At 66.1% G+C, this 18,475-nt stretch carries 16 protein-coding genes, 1 tRNA gene and 1 pseudogene; 10 read left to right on the forward strand and 8 right to left on the reverse strand.

Annotated elements, in window-relative coordinates; translation table 11 throughout:
* The first annotated feature begins 28 nt into the window (after window positions 1-28).
* From V6M56_RS21680 to V6M56_RS21700, 5 genes are read left to right on the forward strand one after another with little or no spacing between them, the layout of a single operon-like run.
* Window positions 29-1,582 (forward strand): ABC transporter substrate-binding protein, encoded by a 1,554-nt coding sequence (locus tag V6M56_RS21680; protein ID WP_332686972.1) that lies wholly within the window; start codon window positions 29-31, stop codon window positions 1,580-1,582.
* 35 nt (window positions 1,583-1,617) lie between these two features.
* Complete coding sequence (locus tag V6M56_RS21685) at window positions 1,618-2,535, forward strand: ABC transporter permease (RefSeq protein ID WP_332686974.1); 918 nt, start codon at window positions 1,618-1,620, stop codon at window positions 2,533-2,535.
* On the forward strand, window positions 2,532-3,410 hold the full coding sequence (locus V6M56_RS21690) for an ABC transporter permease (RefSeq protein ID WP_332686976.1): 879 nt from the start codon (window positions 2,532-2,534) through the stop codon (window positions 3,408-3,410). The genes V6M56_RS21685 and V6M56_RS21690 overlap by 4 nt, the downstream gene beginning before the upstream one ends.
* Window positions 3,407-4,426: an ABC transporter ATP-binding protein gene (locus V6M56_RS21695; protein ID WP_332686978.1), complete on the forward strand. Its 1,020-nt coding sequence runs from the start codon at window positions 3,407-3,409 to the stop codon at window positions 4,424-4,426. Before V6M56_RS21690 ends, V6M56_RS21695 begins: the two co-directional genes overlap by 4 nt.
* Window positions 4,423-5,385: an oligopeptide/dipeptide ABC transporter ATP-binding protein gene (locus V6M56_RS21700; protein ID WP_332686980.1), complete on the forward strand. Its 963-nt coding sequence runs from the start codon at window positions 4,423-4,425 to the stop codon at window positions 5,383-5,385. The genes V6M56_RS21695 and V6M56_RS21700 overlap by 4 nt, the downstream gene beginning before the upstream one ends.
* 93 nt (window positions 5,386-5,478) lie before the next feature.
* On the opposite strand, the gene V6M56_RS21705 is transcribed toward V6M56_RS21700, so the two are convergent.
* Complete coding sequence (locus V6M56_RS21705) at window positions 5,479-6,165, reverse strand: Crp/Fnr family transcriptional regulator (protein ID WP_332686982.1); 687 nt, start codon at window positions 6,163-6,165, stop codon at window positions 5,479-5,481.
* Window positions 6,166-6,646: 481 nt separating this feature from the next.
* Here V6M56_RS21705 and V6M56_RS22670 point away from each other — a divergent pair, with 481 nt between their 5' ends.
* On the forward strand, window positions 6,647-6,751 hold the full coding sequence (locus V6M56_RS22670; protein ID WP_465247579.1) for a YjiS-like domain-containing protein: 105 nt from the start codon (window positions 6,647-6,649) through the stop codon (window positions 6,749-6,751).
* 144 nt (window positions 6,752-6,895) lie between these two features.
* Here V6M56_RS22670 and V6M56_RS21710 read toward each other — a convergent pair whose 3' ends face one another.
* The 3 genes and pseudogenes from V6M56_RS21710 to V6M56_RS21720 all read right to left on the reverse strand — a co-directional run bounded on the left by V6M56_RS21710 (window position 6,896) and on the right by V6M56_RS21720 (window position 12,438).
* Window positions 6,896-9,985 carry a cyclic nucleotide-binding domain-containing protein gene (locus V6M56_RS21710; RefSeq protein WP_332686985.1) on the reverse strand — a complete coding sequence of 1,030 codons (3,090 nt, stop codon included), beginning with the start codon at window positions 9,983-9,985 and terminating at the stop codon, window positions 6,896-6,898.
* Window positions 9,986-10,368: 383 nt separating this feature from the next.
* Window positions 10,369-10,782: pseudogene (locus V6M56_RS21715) on the reverse strand (DUF4399 domain-containing protein); the annotation flags it as partial.
* Between the two features lie 54 nt (window positions 10,783-10,836).
* Complete coding sequence (locus V6M56_RS21720; RefSeq protein WP_332686987.1) at window positions 10,837-12,438, reverse strand: SUMF1/EgtB/PvdO family nonheme iron enzyme; 1,602 nt, start codon at window positions 12,436-12,438, stop codon at window positions 10,837-10,839.
* A 150-nt stretch (window positions 12,439-12,588) separates the two neighbouring features.
* On the opposite strand from V6M56_RS21720, the gene V6M56_RS21725 reads away from it, so the two are divergent.
* On the forward strand, window positions 12,589-12,966 hold the full coding sequence (locus tag V6M56_RS21725) for a hypothetical protein (RefSeq protein ID WP_332686989.1): 378 nt from the start codon (window positions 12,589-12,591) through the stop codon (window positions 12,964-12,966).
* Between the two features lie 211 nt (window positions 12,967-13,177).
* Here V6M56_RS21725 and V6M56_RS21730 read toward each other — a convergent pair.
* A tRNA-Leu gene (locus V6M56_RS21730) sits at window positions 13,178-13,264 on the reverse strand.
* Between the two features lie 200 nt (window positions 13,265-13,464).
* Between V6M56_RS21730 and V6M56_RS21735 the strand changes: the two genes are divergently transcribed.
* A complete protein-coding gene (locus V6M56_RS21735) occupies window positions 13,465-14,472 on the forward strand; it encodes a complex I NDUFA9 subunit family protein (protein WP_332686991.1) in 1,008 nt (335 codons plus the stop codon).
* Between the two features lie 16 nt (window positions 14,473-14,488).
* Here V6M56_RS21735 and V6M56_RS21740 read toward each other — a convergent pair whose 3' ends face one another.
* On the reverse strand, window positions 14,489-15,478 hold the full coding sequence (locus V6M56_RS21740) for a quinone oxidoreductase family protein (protein WP_332686993.1): 990 nt from the start codon (window positions 15,476-15,478) through the stop codon (window positions 14,489-14,491).
* 103 nt (window positions 15,479-15,581) lie between these two features.
* Between V6M56_RS21740 and V6M56_RS21745 the strand changes: the two genes are divergently transcribed.
* The gene (locus tag V6M56_RS21745) at window positions 15,582-15,968 is read left to right on the forward strand and encodes a winged helix-turn-helix transcriptional regulator (protein ID WP_332686995.1); all 387 of its coding nucleotides are present in this window, start codon (window positions 15,582-15,584) and stop codon (window positions 15,966-15,968) included.
* A gap of 173 nt (window positions 15,969-16,141) precedes the next feature.
* On the opposite strand, the gene V6M56_RS21750 is transcribed toward V6M56_RS21745, so the two are convergent.
* Window positions 16,142-17,137 carry a 2-hydroxyacid dehydrogenase gene (locus V6M56_RS21750; protein WP_332686997.1) on the reverse strand — a complete coding sequence of 332 codons (996 nt, stop codon included), beginning with the start codon at window positions 17,135-17,137 and terminating at the stop codon, window positions 16,142-16,144.
* A gap of 418 nt (window positions 17,138-17,555) precedes the next feature.
* Between V6M56_RS21750 and V6M56_RS21755 the strand changes: the two genes are divergently transcribed.
* The gene (locus V6M56_RS21755; protein WP_332686999.1) at window positions 17,556-18,095 is read left to right on the forward strand and encodes an SH3 domain-containing protein; all 540 of its coding nucleotides are present in this window, start codon (window positions 17,556-17,558) and stop codon (window positions 18,093-18,095) included.
* A gap of 39 nt (window positions 18,096-18,134) precedes the next feature.
* Here the strand turns inward: V6M56_RS21755 and V6M56_RS21760 are convergent.
* The coding region (locus V6M56_RS21760) for an META domain-containing protein (protein ID WP_332687002.1) at window positions 18,135-18,475 on the reverse strand (341 nt) is incomplete at its 5' end.

The following is an 18,475-nucleotide window of genomic DNA, read 5'->3' on the forward strand; positions in this document are numbered from 1 at the left end:
CCGGCGCCGAACAACAACGGAGGGGAACATGGTCAAATCTCGGGGTATCGCGGCGGCTCTGACCGTCGCGGCGACGCTCGGCCTCGGTGCCGGCGCTGCGCATGCCGGCAAGGCCGACGACACGCTGGTCTTCGCAACGGCCAGCGAGGTCGACACCGTCGACCTCTACTACCAGAACCTGCGCGAGGTCGTGATCATCGCACAGCAGATGTGCGACACGCTGATGTATCGCGATCCGATCAAGGGCGAATACAAGCCGCTGCTAAGCACGGGCTATCGCTGGATCGACGACAAGACGCTGGAGTTCAAGCTCCGCAAGGGCCTGAAGTTCAGCAACGGCAAGGAGCTGACGGCGGCTGACGTCGCCTATACCTTCAACCATGCGCGCCAGCCCGACAGCGGCGTCGTGACGCGCCTGCTGGTCGACTGGATCGAGAATGTCGAGGCGCCGGACGCCGGCACCGTGATCTTCAAGGCGAAGGCGCCGACGCCGGCCGCGATCGAATATTTCTCGGGCATCACGCCGATCTATCCCGAGGGGCATTACGACAAGGCGCCGACGGTCGATACCGGCGGCAAGTCGCGGCGCGACTGGGGCGCGGTCCAGCCGGTCTGCATCGGTCCCTACAACCTCAAGGACTTCAAGTCCGGCTCGTCCGTCACGCTGGTGAAGAACGACGCCTATTTCCCGGACAGCCCGAAGGGCAAGCCCTCGATCGGGACGCTGGTCTTCAAGACGATCTCCGACACCGACACGCAGCTCGCCGAGCTGGTGACCGGCGGCATCGACTGGATCTGGGGCGTGCCGTCCGAGAACGCCAAGCAGCTCGCGACGATGCCGAACGTGACGGTGAAGGGTGCGCCGACGACGCGCATGTCCTTCCTGTCGCTCGACGCCGTCGGCCGCTCCGGCGATAACCCGATGAAGGATGTGCGTGTCCGCCGCGCGATGTTCCACGCCATCGACCGCGCCGCCCTTTCCCGCGAACTGGTCGGGGAGGGCTCCGAGGTGCTGCGCTTCATGTGCGATGCGCGCCAGTTCGGCTGCGACGCGAAGATCGAGGAATACGCCTACGATCCGGCCAAGGCCAAGGCCCTGCTGAAGGAGGCCGGCTTCCCCGACGGCTTCAGCATCCCGATCTACGCCTATCGCGACCGGCCCTACACCGAGGCGGTGATGAACTATCTGCGCGCCGTCGGGATCAAGACCGACCTGCACTATCTGCAGTGGCGCGCGCTGCGCCCTATCCTGCAGGAGGGCAAGGCGGAGGTGGCGCATCTGACCTGGGGCTCGCAGGGCGTGCTCGACGCCTCGGCCTCGGTCAGCAACTACTTCAAGTTCAGCATCGACGACTACGCCCGCGACGCGCAGGTGCGCGACTGGCTGCAGCAGGCCGACACCACGGTCGATCCGGACAAGCGCAAGGAGCTCTACGGCAAGGCGCTCGCCCGCATCAACGAGCAGGCCTATATGGTGCCGCTGTTCAGCTATGGCCGGACCTATGCCTTCAACAGCGAACTCGACCTGCCGGTGACGCCGGACGAGCTCGCGCATTTCTATCTGGCACGCTGGAAGAAGTGACGATGAACGCAGCCGCCGCGGCCTGATCGAAGACGATGTTACGCTTTCTCGCGCGGCGACTGCTCGTCACCCTGCTGGTGATCGCCTGCACCTCGGTGCTCGCCTTCTCGCTCGTCCATCTCTCCGGCGACCCTGCCGCGGCGATGGCGGGCGAGGGGGCCTCGCCGGCCGATGTGGAATCGATCCGGCGGCTCTACGGCTTCGACCAGCCGCTCTACACCCAATACTTCGCCTGGCTCGGCAAGATCCTGTCCGGTGAGTTCGGCCGGTCCTTCTACCTGCGCCAGCCGGTCGTGGCCGTGCTGGCGGAACACGCGCCGGTCACCGCCAAGCTGGGTCTTTCCGCGCTCGTCTTCGCGCTTCTGCTCTCGCTCCCGCTCGGCATCCTCGCCGGGCTCTACCGCGACACGGCAATCGACCGCTTCGCGCTGGGGCTTGCGGTGGCCGGGCAGGCGCTGCCCTCCTTCCTGTTCGCGCTGCTGCTGGTCTACATCTTCGGTGTGCAACTGCGCTGGTTGCCGATCTCCGGCTCGGCGACATGGCTGCACTTCGTGCTGCCGGCGGTGACGCTCGGATACTATGCCGCTCCGGCCCTGATGCGGCTGACGCGCTCGGGCATGATCGACGTCCTGCAGTCCGACCATGTGCGCACGGCGCGCGCCTATGGCCTTCCCGCCTGGCGCGTCGTGCTGCTGCATGCGCTGCGCAGCGCCATCATTCCGGTGGTCTCGCTGGCGGCGGTGCAACTCGGCTTCATGCTCGGCGGCTCGATCGTCGTCGAGACGGTGTTCTCGCTGAAGGGGCTCGGGCTGCTCGCCTGGCAGTCGATCCAGCGCTCCGACATCGAGGTGATCCAGTCCATCCTGCTGCTGATCGCGCTGATCTATGCGCTGCTGACGCTGCTGGCGGACCTGCTCAACGCCCTGATCGAACCCAGGATCCGCATCTCATGACGGCGGCCGCGCTCATCTCCGCGAGTCCCCGCCGGCTCGCCTTGCACCGCCTGCTGCGGCATGGCAGCTTCTGGTTCGGCGGCGGCGCCATCCTGCTGATCCTGCTGCTCGCTTTGGTCGGGCCGTTGTTCACGCATGATCCGGTCGCGCAGAATCTCGGCGGCAGGCTCGTGCCGCCGGTGTGGGACGTTCGCGGCGGCTGGGCTCACCCGCTCGGCACCGACCAGCTCGGGCGTGACCTGCTGGCGCGCCTCGTCGACGGGGCCCGCGTCTCGCTGTTCATCGGCATTGCGACGGTCCTCGTCTCCGGCCTGATCGGTACGGCGATGGGCATGGCGGCCGGCTATTTCGGCGGCCGGGTCGACCTCTTCATCAACTTCCTGATCACGATCCGGCTGACGCTGCCGGTCGTTCTCGTGGCGCTCGTCGTGGTCGCGGTGGTCGGCTCGTCGCTGACGGTGCTGGTCGTCGTGATCGGGCTATTGCTCTGGGACAGGTTCGCGGTCGTCACCCGCAGCGCGACGCAGCGGCTGGCGCATAGCGATTTCGTCATCGCGGCGCGTGCGATCGGGTCCTCGACGCCGCGGATCCTGCTGATCGAGATTCTGCCCAACATCATTGGGCCGCTGATCGTCGTCGCCACCGTCGAGGTCGCGCATGCCGTGCTGCTCGAGGCGGCGCTCTCCTTCCTCGGCCTGGGCGTCAAGCCGCCGCTGGCCTCCTGGGGGCTGATGGTGGCGGAATCGAAGAACCAGCTGCTGTTCCGCCCCTGGCTGATCGCGATCCCGGGCGTCGCCCTGGTGACGCTGGTGCTGGCGATCAACCTGCTCGGCGATGCGCTGCGCGACGTCGTCGCTCCGGAGGGCCGGGCATGACCGCGCTGATCGCGCTCGAGGATCTCAGGATCACGATCCCGACCGCGCAGGGGCGGGTGCTGCAACCGGTTCGCGGCATCGATCTCTCGGTCGCGCGCGGCGAGACGCTGGCGATCGTCGGCGAATCCGGCTGCGGCAAGAGCCTGACCGCGCTCTCGCTGATGGGCCTCGTGCCGAGCCCGGGACGCGTCAGCGCCAAGCGGCTGACCTTCTCGGGGCAGTCGCTGATCGACCTGCGGGAGGCGGAGTGGCGCGAGCTGCGCGGGCCGCGCCTCGCGATGATCTTCCAGGACCCGATGACCTCGCTCGACCCCTGCTACACGATCGGCAGCCAGATGACCGAGGTGATGCGCACCCATCTGCGCATCGGCCGCCAGGAGGCGCGGGAGCGCGCCGTGTCGCTGCTCGCACGGGTCGGCATTCCCTCGCCGGCCGCGCGGCTCGAGCAGTATCCGCATCAGCTCTCCGGCGGCCTGCGCCAGCGCGTGATGATCGCCATGGCGCTGTCCTGCGATCCCGACCTGATCATTGCCGACGAGCCGACGACGGCGCTCGACGTCACGACGCAGGCGCAGATCCTCGGGCTGCTGGCCCGCCTGCAGGACGAGACCGGCATCGGCATTATCCTGATCACGCATGATCTCGGCGTCGTCGCGACGATGGCCCATCGCGTCGCCGTGATGTATGCCGGCCAGGTGGTCGAGACCGGGGACACGGCAGCCGTGCTGACCGCGCCGGCGCACCCCTATACCGAGGGCCTGCTGCAGGCGATCCCGACGCCGGGGCGCACCGCGCGCGGCGCGCTGCTGGGCTCGATCCCGGGGATCGTGCCGCCACCGACGGGGGCCGTGGAGGCCTGCCTGTTCACGGAGCGCTGTCCTTATGCCCGCCCGGTCTGCGCTGTCCCGGTGCCACTTGTGCCGTTGCCGGGCGAGCGGGCGATGCGCTGCATGCGCCCTCTCGACGAGCGGGCGGGGGAGCCGGGCTATGCGGCGTTGAGCGAGGTGATGTCGTGAGCGCGCAGGCCGCCTTGAGCATCGTCGGCGCGACGCGCGACTATGCCGTCTCGCTCCACGGCGAACGGCGCACGCTGCGGGCGCTCCGCGGCATCGACCTGGAAGTCGGGCATGGCGAGGTCGTGGCGATCGTCGGCGAATCCGGCTGCGGCAAGACCACGCTGTCGCGGCTCATGCTCGGCATCGAAGCGCCGACGAGCGGCACCGTCACCGTCGCCGGAAAGCCGATCTCGTCCTATCATCGCATCGAGCGGGCCGGGCTGATCCAGCCGGTCTTTCAGGATCCGTACTCATCGCTCAATCCGCGCCAGACGCTCGGCACGATCATCGCGGCGCCGCTGGCCGTGCGCGGAGAGGGCAATGCCCGCAGCCGGCAGGCCGCCGCCGAAGAGATGATGCAGGCCGTCGGCCTGCCGCCGCATCTCGTCAACGCCTATCCCAGCCAGATCTCGGGCGGCCAGCGCCAGCGCGTCGCCATCGCCCGCGCGCTGATCGTGCAGCCGCGCATCCTGATCTGCGACGAGCCGACCTCGGCGCTCGACGTCTCGGTCCAGTCGCAGATCATCAACCTGATCGGCGCGCTGCAAAAGAAGTTCAGGCTGACGGTCCTGTTGATCAGCCACAACCTCGCGGTTGTCTACCACATGGCCGAGCGGGTCGCGGTCATGTATCTCGGCATGGTGGTCGAGACCGCGCCGACGGAACAGCTTTTCGCGAACCCCCGTCATCCCTATACGCGCTCGCTGCTCGATGCTGTGCTGCCGCCGACGCCAGGGCGACGCCCGACATGGTCCGAAGCGATCGCGGAACCGCCGAATCCAGTCGATCCGCCATCCGGATGCCCGTTCCACCCACGCTGTCCGCGTGCGAGCGATATCTGTCGCTCGGCGATGCCGGAGCCTACCCGGGGCGCCGACAGCATGTTCCGCTGCCACCATCCGCTTGAATCCATGGCGTGAACCGCCCCCGTTTTCGGGGCAACGGAAACGCGGGTTCAGGATGCGAACTGCCAACCGCGAAGTTCATCACGCCATGCCTCGCAAACGCTCTGCTCAGATGGCGCCAATCTTCGCCAGGTGGCGAAAGTCGTCGAGGTGATGGACCGTCAGGCGGCTTCGCCCAAGCGACAGAAGTCCGGCTCGTTTCCAACACTGAAGCTGGCGGTTCACGGTTTCGCGAGTAACGCCGGTCAGCGATGCCAATTCGTCCTGCGAAACGTGGATCTCGGTCCCGTAGTCGGTCGCCAGCATGAGAACCCGCCGCGCCAGCCGCGTCTCGGCGGGCAGGAACGCAACCTCCTCCATCCGCTCGATCACGTCGCGCAGCCGGGCGCAAAGCAGTTCGATGAGCTGAAGCGCGATCGTCGGCTCCCGATGCAGTAGCTTCAGGAAGTCGCGCCGCGGCAGGAAGAACATCTCGGTGTCCTCCATCGCGACGGCGTCGGCTGTCCGCGACCGCCCGTCAAGCAGTGCGATTTCGCCGAAGATATCGCCACTTCCCAGAAAGTTCATCGTCATCTGCTGGCCGAGATCGTCCGTCGTTCCAATGCGGATCTGGCCGCTCCGGATCGCGTAAAGTCCGTCACTGGGGTCTCCCTTCAAGAACAGGACCGCTCGCGCTGCGAGGCGCTGATGCCGGCAGATGCCCGCGATCCTCTCGAGCGCATCCTGTGCAAGACCCGCAAAAAACGGATTCGCCGACAACAGGCGCGCAATGCGATCAGGGGCGAGCTCGCTCATGCCAAGACACCAGGGTCTATGAGGCGTACGTCCGAGCTTATACCAACGCCTTTGAATTCGACCTTTGCGAGGCGCTGGCCGTCATTGCGAGGAGCGAAGCGACGAAGCAATCCAGGGGGACGTCGAGCGAGCCCTTCTGGATTGCTTCGCTTACGCTCGCAGTGACGGAAGAGCGTACGGCACCGGGCAACCGCCAAGGCCGTTGGGACTATGTGACCTAGCACACAGAACACAGAGCGAGAACGGCACAGAAATCCCGTCAGACAGGCCGCCGCGATTACGATCGCCACGCGCGGGCAGAGCCTGGATAAATGGGGATTTCACGATGCAAAACGTTCTCGACGCTCATCACTCGTCCTTGAAAATGACGGCACTCGAACCGCAGAGCGAGCCCATGCCGCCCCATCGGGCCAAGCGCAGCCCATTCCTCGGCCGGTTCGGGCACAGGATCGGAAAAATGGCCTTCCGGCTTGCGCAAAGGATGGGCAGGCGGCGAACCCGCCCGACGTTTGAGCCTCTCGACGACCACACACTGAATGACATTGGTTTGACGCGTGTGGACGCGGCCGATTGGGCCCCCCGGTAGTCACGACCGCACCGGCCTGGTTGGCGCGAATGCTTTCGAGGCGGTTGCGAAGTGGATTTCCACCTTCGCTCGGCTGCAGCCGGGATCGGCTGCAGCCGAGCGAAGGTTCGCCGGACATCGGCCGCGCCACGATCCGACCGCCCGTTACGAATCCGGTTCGTCACCGCGTCGCCCACGCGGGCTGACAGCGGCGGCATTGCCCTGGAGGCGCTTGACCATCAGCCGCATGACCGACAGAGCCATCTGCGGGAACTCGGCGAGAAGTGTCAGGAAGACGTCCTTGCGCAGCTTGAGCGCGTCGACTGTGGCGGTTGCGACGACCGTCGCCGAGCGGAGATCGCCGGTGACGAGCCCCATCTCGCCACAGATCGCATTCTGGGCGACGCTCGACAGCCGAACGGGACCGTCATCGGTCTCGATCATCACATCGGCCGTGCCCGAGAGCAGCACATAGGCCGCATCCGATTCATCTCCCTGCCGAAACAGCACATCGCCGGCAGCAAAGACGGTGCGCTCGCTGGTGAAGGCAAGGAGCTTCAGGCGAGCCGTATCGAGTTCGCTGAAAATGGGTACGGACCGCAGGACTCGGATTTCGTCATTGTCGAGCGGCGTCGCGCGGTCTCGCTCGGCCCCGGCGAGCGCAGGTCGTTGCCGGCCCGATGCGGCGTCCCCGGCCGCCTGCGAGGTGGCCAGCCTGGCGCCATCGAAGGCGATATGCAGATCGTAGCCCTGGTCGGGACCGATATCGCGCCCAGCCACGATCAGCGTCCTTCCCGCCATCGCGGAGCGAATGCGATCCAGAATCTGCTGCGCCTCGGTCTGACCGAAGGCTCCAAACGCGTTGTTGAGAATGAGCAGCTGCGGCTGCTTGATGATGCAGCGGGCGAGGGCGATCTGCGCTTTCATGGCCGGGAACAGCAGCCGGCCCGCATAGCCGGTGGGCTGGTCGAGGCCCCAGCCATAGATGTCCCCTTCCAGCCCGAGCTCGGTCAGGGTGTCGCGGATGACCTCGTCGGCTGCATCATGCGCGACAAATCCGAACAGGATATTGTCGCGCAGGGGCGCTGCCGGACAGTAGCGTTCAGGATGATAGAACGCGATCGAATTCGTGGGATCCGACGAGGCGCGCTCCCGAAAGGCGGCCCGGGCCGCCAGGAGCCGCGTCTCGATGACCTTGTCCAGCAGGCCGAGACGGTGACGCGGCTCGACATAGAGAAAGCTCAGCCCGATCAGCCTTGTGCGGTCGGTCTCGGTGCTCGTGCCGGCCGCCATCCGGCCGAGTACCTCGCGGTATTCCTGGAACTCTTCTGCCGTGATGAAGGAAAATTGCTCGAACAGCACATGCCCGGGGGGAAGATCGCGGAAGATTTCCAGCATTGTCGCGATAATGCGCCGTCCGATCTCCGCAAGCGGCTCCGCCAGGGCCAGATCGGCGAGAACCTGTCGCGTCAAGGCGTGGCGGGCCAGGTTCGCGCCGACCAGCGCCGGCTCGACCGGCACGCCGAACAGGATGTTCTCGCTGATCGTCGCATGGCGGGCATAGCGGACCGGATCATAGGGCTCGATCGCAACCTCGCTCCCGCGTTCGGCGAGCCTGGCCTGGATGCGCGCGCGGATGTCCGAGATTCGGCGGACCACTTCGGCCGGGGTGCCGGGATCGAGTTTGCGGGCCAGGCCAAACCTGAACACGGAATCGGCAAGTCCCACGACCCGCAGGACCTCGACCAGCTTGATCGCCAACTCGGCGTCGTCGACGGCACTCGCCCGGCGATGGTCGATGGACCAGCCGGCCGGATTTGCGGGATCGGGCTCCACCTGGCGTAGGCCGTAGAGAATGTTGTCGCGAAAGCTGCCGTCGAGGATGATGGGCTCCGGGCCGGCATAGGAGATCGCCTGCCCGCGCAGCTTGGGCGACAATGCCGGCAACGGAATTCCGGCGATTGTCAGCGAGCCCTCGCTCGGGTTCAGATTGCCGCCCAGCACTTGCGCCAGAATTCCTGCGCCTTCGCTCAGGCCGCCCGACAAGACGATGTGCCCTTGCAGCGGCAGCGACAGCGAGACCCTGTCCAGTACGGTATCGCCCGCCGGGTTCACGACCGTAAGCCCCTGCGCGACGATCAGGCCGTTGGCGGGCAGCCCGGCAGAATCGTCGTCTCCGCTGGCGGTGCTTGGGGCTGGGGGCTCGCCATTCAACGCGAAATTCTCGACCACTTGCTGGAACTTGGCCTCGACATCCAGCCGCTGCTGGTCCCAGTCGATCAGGTCCTTCACCGGCGGCGGCAGATCGCGATACGCCGCGATGACGGCAACGAGCTGGCCGAGATCAAGACGCCCGGTGAGAGCAAAATAGCCGCCGACCGCATAGTACAAGAACGGCGTGATCTGGGCCAAAAGGTTATTCAGCGTCTTGATCGCGAATTTGCGACCATAGAGCCGATAGCGAATGCCGAAGAGCAGCTCCAGCCGCTGGGCGACCTGGTTCTTCTCGACAGCGGATGTCCCGTGGTTCGAGACTTCGCCGAGCATCTCGACGACCTCGCCGATCTTGCCGGCAAAGGCCCGCGACGCCGTCTGGCGGTGTTTGCCCAGGCGGATCTGCTCGCGCCGCAATCGGGGAATGACGGCGCCCTGGACCAGCACCATCGCCACCGCGATGAGGCCGAGCGCCAGGTTCTGCACCAGGATGAAGGTCAGCGCCGTCAGCACCTGGCCGCCGAGAAAGACGGGTTGCACGAAGGCATCGCCGACGAACCCCCCGACCGGCTCGACCTCGTCCTTGATGATCGTCGCCGCTTCGGAGGGCTTGATGCGCTGGAGCGCCTCGGACTTGAGGTTCAGCAGTGCCGAGAAGAGGTCCAGGCGCAGGCGCTGCAGCAGCCTTTCGCCGAGCGCACCCTTGCGCATGTTGATGACGTATTTGAACAGGCCATTGATCAGGACGAGCAGCAGGAAAATTCCCGAAAGCGCGAACAGATAGGATAGGCGATCCAGCCAGACCCCCTCGAAGACCGTGTGCGGGCCGCCAAATACTCTCGGCAGATCCAGCGCGATATGGAACAGGCGGGCAGTCTCATGTCCCGCTGCGAACGCTCGCCCCTGTAGCGCGTCCGAGATAATGTATTTTGGAAGTTCCAGCGAGAAATAATAGAATGGAAAAGATAGAGCAACGACGCAGAGTATCTTGATCTGCTCACGCCGACTATTGCGCCAGATATAATCGAAAATCCCGATCATGCCTGTCATTTCTTCGAATATGAAACTAGCGAGATAATTTTTTTTGTTTCGGTGCCTTCAAAAAAACCGCCACCTCTGATGTTGGCTATCAACTCCAGACGTCAGCATGCCCTGCGTGGGACCCGGGAGAGCCCCACCTCGCCAAGCGCCCTCGCACCGCAGGAGGAGAGCCTGGCCTCGCTATGGAAGCTGTTTGTCCGCGGAGCTTCGTCCACCGACCCCTGACATGATTGCGGCCACGCAGTCGCATTCTAAAACGAGGCGCCTCCGATTATCTGGTATTCTGACGTCTCGCCCAGGTCGGCGATCATGCGCGGGCCTGCTTTGCCGAAAGCTCCTTTCCCGCGGACTTTCTTCGACGTTTTCGCCGGTGCCGCCGGCACTACGGTTATGGTCACCTTCTTCGAGATGAGCATCGGCTTGAATGGCCTGTGTTCCGGGTCGCCAAGCACCAGTTGGAGGGTATGTTTTCCAGGCGGCAGATCAAGCTTCGTCTCCGTCTGGCCCGCGCCGAAGTGAAGATGCTTGTTGTCTGTCGGAATCGGCTCGTCCGGATCGATCTCGTCGGTGACATCGACCAGGAGATGGTGATGTCCGGCATTCGGCGCGGAGCTGCCGGCCTGCGTCACGCCCATATTTCGCAGGCCGAACCGGACCCAGAATTCGCCGCGGATCTGCGCTCCGTCCCAGGGATAGATGATGTACAGGCGCGCATCCGGAGCAGGCGCTCGTTGCGGCGTCGAGGGCTTTGGGGCGGGCGCCGTCTGGGCTAGGGCGCCCAGAGGGGAAAGGCTCATTACAGCAAGAGCGAGCAGAATGCCGCTGGCTGGGCGACCCATGGAACCCTCCTGTCAAAGCGGGCGAGCTATCCTGAATCCGTGTGCAGGGTAACGAACTCCCGTATCGTAATGCGTCCGGCTCGCTGGCCTCACGGAGGCAGCGTTGCTGCGCCAGGAACCGCCTCTCAAGACGTTCTCGCGACAATTCTGAACCGTTCGGGCGGAGCCATCCAACGGGGCCTCCCGGTAGTTGGGCAGCCAGCAATCGGCGACCCATTGCGCGACCCCGCCGCCAAAATCGGCGCCGCCGAAGGCATTGCGTGCAAAACTGCCGACCGGCATCGGAGCCTTCGGATCCTGGTGCGCGCCGCAGTCCTTGCAATTGGCCTTGCCCGGCTCGAGGTCACGCCCCCACCAGAAGCGGGTCGTGGTGCCCGCCCTGGCGGCGTATTCCCACTCCGCTTCGCTCGGCAAACGGTAAGGTCTGCCGGTCAATTCCGCGAGCCATTCGACATATTGCTTGGCATCGAGCCAGCTCAGATTGTGGGCCGGCACCGTGTCGCTTCCGTCGAGTGCGAAGTTGCAGCCCTTTGCCGCCGCGCATCGGTTCCATTCAGCGACGGTGATGGGAGACAGGCCGATTGCGAACGGCGCTATCGTCACGGTCCGGATCGGTTGTTCCGAGGGGTCTTCGTCGCTGCCCATCCGAAAAGCCCCGCCGGGTATGCGGATCATTTCGGGGCAGGTTTCGCAGTCGCGGAAGCCGGAGGCGGTCTGGATCATCCGCGCGGCAGGAGGGTTCGGGGCTAAAATCGCGAGTTGCGGATCGGAAGCCGGGGCGCCGGGTGTGGGTGCGGCCGACGGTGCCACAGGCTTGGCCTGATCCGCATTGGCGCCTGCTGGCGGCTCGACCTGCGGGGCACGTGCAGGCGGGCTTGTCACGGAGGTAAACGGGACCGGCACAAATTGGGGGAACTGTTCGACAGACGCCAGACTTGGCTTTCCGACGATCGGCAGGAAGCCGGTGGAGTAAAGGCCGGCGATGACCAGCGCAAAAGCTGCGGCGATTCCCCCAAGGCCAAGAATCAGAAAGGGCTGTCTTTTTTTTGTCGCCTGAGTGATCGCGGCCGGGTCGGGAAGCACCCGATAGATGCGAACAGGATCAGTGATGTTCTTCAGCTTCTCGTCACCGAGCGACTGATATCCGCAGACGAGTTTGTTCTTGATTTGTTCATAAACACCGCCTGAGATATAGACCCCGCCGGGCGTTGCCAGAGCCTCCAGGCGGGCGGCGACGTTGACGCCCTCGCCAAAGACATCGTCCGGCTCAACGATAACGTCGCCTAAATTCACCCCGATCCGATATTGCAGCCAGTAATCACGCGGCAGACCGGTGTTTCTTGCCGCCATGGACTGCTGAATGACAATCGCGCACCGCACGGCTTCGAGCGGACTATCGAACAGGGCGAGGAAGCCATCGCCAGTGTTCTTTATGAGCTTGCCGTAGTGCTCCCCAAGTGTTGGGTCGACGATCTCGCGGCGAACGTGCTTCAGCCGGCGAACCGTTCCTTCCTCGTCGTGGCCCATCATCTGGCTGTAACCAGCGATATCTGCTGCGAGAATAGCCGCGAGCCTACGATGCGGGTGCGAATGAGTTGAAAACTCTTCGCGCATCACAACCACCACTAGCTGATCAGCCTCGGCGTTTTCATATCACGTAGCGCGCCCTGCGTCGAATTTTCCGCCACAGCCAGAGATTGGGCCGGGCCGGCCGTCACGAGTGTCTGCCAACGCCACCAAGCTCGATGGGATGGCCGGTTTGTTTTGGAGGAGGGACATCGGAGACAGCTGGAGGCGCTGGTCGATGCCGAAGACCAGATCGTCGGCTTCACGATGATCGGCTCAGAGGCCGGTGAAATGATGGCCGTGGTGCAGGCTGCGATGCCCGGGCGACTGCCCTATAGCGCCTTGCACGACGCCATTCTCGCCCATCCGACAATGGCCGAGGGGTTGACGCCCAATTTGGCAACGCACCGGTCAGAAGCGGGCGCAGCAGGGCGCGCAGGCGAGAGAGCTGTCCAGCTCGTCCGGGCGTCTACGTCGATCTTGATGGCGACGCTGAGGCTGCCATCCCGGGCCAGGCGGTCCGCATCGCCCGCTACCTCTATCCCAACGCCGATCTCTCGCCCGCGAGCCCGTTAAGGTGCTCGCCGTCCACGGGCAGGCGCGCCCGCTGACCCTTGGCGAGCGGGCGAAGGGCCAGTGGCACCTTCACGTTGAGGTATTCGGAACCCTGCTTGGTAGCGAAGGGTCGGGGCATTGCAAGAGCCGTGGCGTCAAACCGCAATGTCAAAGCGGATGCCACCTAACTCGTTATCAATGCTCAGCTCTTTGACGCGAAAGCGAGAAAGAGTGGTGCCCAGGAGAGGACTCGAACCTCCACGCCCTTGCGAGCGCCAGCACCTGAAGCTGGTGCGTCTACCAATTCCGCCACCTGGGCAACGGCGGTTCGTTTACGGGGGTGGAGCGGGACTGTCAACGGCCCATCCGGCTAAATTCGGAAGCGGCTGTGCAAGCGGCTGCGAAGCCCGCTATGAACGCGGCGCCGGGGTGTCTCGCCGCCTTCACAGCCGCCATGCGATGAACTAGGACAGGCGCGACAGAAACCGCTACCAGCGCTTCCAATCGGAGCTTCGCGTCATGGCGACCCAGCCTCCCGCCCAGCAACTCGTCACGGTCTTCGGCGGCTCCGGCTTCGCCGGGCGCCACGTCGTGCGGGCGTTGGCCCGGCGCGGTTACCGGGTCCGCGTCGCCGTGCGCCGGCCCGATCTCGCCGGTTTCCTGCAGCCGCTCGGCATTGTCGGCCAGATCCATGCCGTCCAAGCCAATCTGCGCTACCCCGATTCGGTCGCGGCGGCGGTGCGGGGCGCCGATGCGGTGGTCAATCTCGTCGGCATCCTGCAGGAGAGCGGGCGACAGAACTTCTCCAGCATCCAGGCACAGGGTGTACGCACCGTCGCACAGGCCTGCGCCAGCCTCGGCGTCGAGCGCCTCGTGCAGATCTCGGCGCTGGGCGCCGATGCCGATTCGAAGTCGCGCTATGCGCGCACCAAGGCGGAAGGGGAAGCCGCGGCGCTGGCGCTGGTCAAGGACGCCGTCGTGCTGCGTCCCTCGATCATGTTCGGCCCCGAGGACACTTTCTTCAACCGCTTCGCCTCGCTCGCCCGCATGCTGCCGGTGCTGCCGCTGGTCGGCGGCGGCGAGACGAAGTTCCAGCCGGTCTTCGTCGGCGACGTCGCCAAGGCGGTCGCGCTCGCCATCGACGGCAAGGTCGAGGGCGGCAGGATCTACGAGCTCGGCGGCCCCGAGGTGAAGAGCTTCCGGGAACTGATCGAATATGTCTGCGAGGTCACCGGCCGCAAGCCGCTGCTGGCCTCGCTGCCGTTTCCGCTGGCGCGCGTCCAGGCGCAGATCCTCGAGATCGCCAACACCCTGACGCTCGGCCTGCTGCCGGATGAATTGCTGCTGACCCGCGACCAGGTCGCCCTGCTGCAGAGCGACAATGTCGTCTCCGAGGCGGCCCGCAAGGAAGGCCGCACCCTGGAGGGGCTCGGCATCGCGCCGGTCGCCGTCGAGGCGGAGGTGCCGTCCTATCTCTGGCGCTTCCGCAAATCGGGCCAGTTCGCCACCTCGCGCGGCACCGGCTGAAGCCGGGCTCTGGCCTTCAGGGCGCGAGCACGACCTTGCCGGTCGAGCGCCGGCTCTCCAGCGCCGCATGGGCCTCGTTGGCGCGCTGCAGCGGGTAGCTGCCGCCCACGAGCGGCCGCAGGGCACCGCGCGCCGCAAGCTCGAACAGTTCGCCCAGTTCGGCCTTGATCCGGTCGGCCCGCAGCAGCGGCAGTAGCGCGAAGCCGCGAAGCGACAGGTTGCCGAAGATCAGCGCCTGCACCTCCGCCGCGCCGGGCCGGAAATCCTGGATCGCCAGCGGGCCATAGAGCACCAGCCGCCCGAACGGAGCGAGCAAGACGAGGCTGGCTGCGGTGATCTCGCCGCCCGAGGCTTCGAAGACCAGGTCCGGCCCCGCCGCGCCATTGGCCGCACGGACGCGTTCGGGCCAGTCGGCCTGCGTATAGTCGACGCCGGCATCGGCGCCGAGCCGGCGCGCCAGCTCGAGCTTCTCCGCCGAGCTTGCGGCGGCGATGACACGGGCTGCGCCGGACCGCCTCGCCAGTTGCATGAGCAGGCTGCCGACGCCGCCGGCCGCGGCGTTGACCAGCACCGTCTTGCCCGCCGGCGGGTTCTGCCTCAGCAGATGCAATGCCGTCAGGCCCTGGACGAGCAGCGCGGTCGCCTCGGCGAAGGAGACGGCGTCGGGAAGGGGCGCGACAATCTCCTGGCTGGCGACGACGTATTCGGCGTAGCCGCCGCCCGACGTGCTGCCGATGAACAGCGCCGCCGCGACCCTCTGGTCGATCCGGAATTCGTCGACGCCGTCGCCCAGCGCCTCGACCGTGCCGGCGACCTCGACGCCGGGACGGAAGGGCAGCGCCGGCGTCACCGCATAGCGGTCCTGCCGCATCAGCACCTCGAAGAAGTTGACGCCGGCCGCGCCGACCCTGATCAGCACCTCGCCGGGACCGGGCGAGGGCCTTTCGATCTCGACGAGTTCAAGGACTTCCGGGCCGCCGAAGCGGTCGAACTGGATGGCTTTCATGGGGGCGCCTCGTGACGAAGGGGTCAACGTGGCGCCGGTTCTGTCCTATGTTTCCAGCCAGCAGCTACACACCGATTTGTGCCATACAGACCAGGAGGTGACCATGGCGGACCCGATGAAGCGCCTGCCGGCGCAGCCGGTCGAACGCGCCTTGAAGGTGATCTCCGGCCGCTGGAAGGCGATCATCCTCTACCAGCTCTTCGACGGGCCGAAACGGCTGACCGAGTTGAAGAAGCTCGTGCCGGCGATCACGCAGAAGGTGCTGATCCAGCAATTGCGCGAGATGGAGGAGCATGGCCTCGTCAACCGCGCGATCTTCCGCCAGGTGCCGCCGCGCGTCGACTATCACGCGACCGCGCTCGGCCTCAGCCTCGCTCCGGTCATCGGCGCACTCTGCGAATGGGGCCGCCGCCATGCCGCGGACCAGGAAGAGCTGGACAGGCTCTCGGAATGCCGGTTTCGGCCGGAGGAGCGTTCCGAGGCCGCCTGAACAAACCGCCGCTCGACTTCCAGCTATCTCGTCATCCCGGACAAGCGGCGAAGCCGCGCTGATCCGGGATCCATCGGAGGGCGCGGCGCTCTACGATGGATTCCGGGTCTGCGCTGCGCTTGCCCGGAATGACGGCGTGGTTCTGCGAATGATTCCAGGCCCCGCAGAGCAGCTCAGAGCATGCTCGGCAGCACCCGGTCCGGCGGCTTGTGGCCGTCCATGAAGGTCTTGATGTTGACGATGACCTTCTCGCCCATGTCGGCGCGGCCCTCATGCGTGGCCGAGCCCATATGCGGCAGCACGACGACGCGGTGGTTGCGGGCGAGCTTGAGCAGGCGCGGATTGACCGCAGGTTCGTGCTCGAACACGTCGAGCCCGGCCCCGGCGAGTTCGCCGGCCTCGAGCATGCGGGACAGCGCCGTCTCGTCGACGATCTCGCCGCGTGCCGTGTTCACCAGGATGGCGTCGGGCTTCATCAGCTTGAGCCGGCGGGCCGAGAGCAGGTGATAGGTCGCCGGCGTGTGCGGGCAGTTGACCGAGACGACGTCCATCCGGGCCAGCATCTGGTCGAGCGAATCCCAATAGGTGGCGTTGAGCGCCTCCTCGGTGCGGGCGTTGACCCGGCGGCGGTTATGGTAGTGGATCGAGAGGCCGAAGGCGGCGGCGCGCCTGGCCAGTGCCTGGCCGATGCGCCCCATGCCGACGATGCCGAGGCGCTTGCCGGTGATGCGCCGCCCGAGCATCCAGGTCGGCGACCAGCCGCCCCATTCATCGTCGGTGATGACGCGCGCGCCCTCGGCGATGCGCCTTGCCACGGCGAGGATCAGCGCCATCGTCATGTCGGCGGTGTCGTCGGTCAGCACGCCCGGCGTATTGGTCACGGTGATGCCGCGCTGCACGGCGCTGGCGACGTCGATATTGTCGACGCCATTGCCGAAATTGGCGATCAGCCGGAGCTGCTCGCCGGCCTGGGCGATCAGCCCGGCATCGAGCTTGTCGGTCACGGTTGGGACCAGCACGTCGGCGGTCTTCAGCGCCTCGACCAGGGCGGCCTGGCTCATCGGCGTGTCGTCGAGATTGAGCCTTGCGTCGAACAGCTCGCGCATCCGGGTCTCGACGACGGCCGGCAGCTTGCGCGTGACGACGACCAGGGGCTTCTTCTTCGACATTCGCGGCTCCTTCGCGCGATCGGCCCAGGCTCCGCGCCTGATCGCCGCTCGCTTCCAGCGCTTCCGGCCGGCCCGTCTCGTTTCCGCCTCAACCCGCCATTAACCGAGGCGCTTCAGGAATGGGTCGGGTGAAGTTTCGACGGCCCGCAGCCGATCTGTTGTCTAGAGCAGGATGCGAAAAAGTGGAAACCGGTTTTTCGCAAGAATCCTGCTCTAATCCTTTGGTGAGAGACGGATTCAGATGTCGGATGGGATCATTCCATGATTCCATCTGACATCATCCGGCTCTAGAGCAGGATGCGAAAAAGTGGAAACCGGTTTTTCGCGCGAATCCGGCCTCGGGCGGCCTCGAGTTGGGACAGGGCCCGGCCCTTCGGCGCGCTTAGGCGGCGCCGGCGGCAGGGCGAAGGAGAATTGGATGGCGGCTAGCATGAAGGGCGGTCTCGCCGGCCTGGCGCTGATGGCGGGGCTTGCGCTCGCTCCGGCCGGCGCCGCGGCGCAGCAACTCGCCGCGGGACAGGTCAGCGGCCTGCCGGTGCCGCGCTATGTCAGCCTGAAATCGGACCGGGTGAACCTGCGCGAGGGGCCGTCCAAGGAGCATCGCACGAGCTGGGTCTTCCAGCGGGCCGGCCTGCCGGTCGAGGTCACCGCCGAGTTCGAGACCTGGCGGCGCGTGCGCGATGCCGACGGCACGGAAGGCTGGGTGCTGCACAGTCTCCTGTCCGGGCGGCGCACGGTGCTCGTCTCGCCCTGGTCCAAGGACAAGGGCGAGACCTTCGCACTCCGCGAATCGGCGAGCGATGCAGCCTCGATCGTCGCCAGCCTCGAGCCCGGCGTCATCGCCAACGTGCATTCCTGCTCCGGCGGTGCCTGGTGCTATGTCACGGTCAACAAGCTCAGCGGCTATCTCCGCCAGGACCGGCTCTGGGGCGTCTACCCCAACGAGAAGCTCGACTGAGGCCGCCGCCTGCACGCCGGCGGGTTGCCGGGCCGCCGGTTACATGGCGGCGAGCGTCATCACCGGCTGGCCCGCCGCATCGAGCAGGGCCAGCTTGCGCTGCGCCGGATTGATCTCCCAGCGCCGGACATCGCGCAGCCCGGTGAAGAAGCGCTGCTCCTGATTCATCGCGGCCGGAACGCAGGCCATGTTGGTCGAGGCCAGCGGGCCGAAGCTGATCCGTGCTCCCGCGATCTTCGCCTTGCCATGCATCCGGCTGCAGCCGCCCGATCCCGTCACCGAGCCGTCGGGCGCGATCTCCAGGACGGTCTGCAGGCGGTCGATCACGCCGGCGCCGCGGATGTATTCGAGCAGCCAGCGGCCGGCCGGGGAGGCGGGCT

Source organism: Allobosea sp., from assembly GCF_036675845.1.
In the GTDB taxonomy this organism is placed as follows: domain Bacteria; phylum Pseudomonadota; class Alphaproteobacteria; order Rhizobiales; family Beijerinckiaceae; genus Allobosea.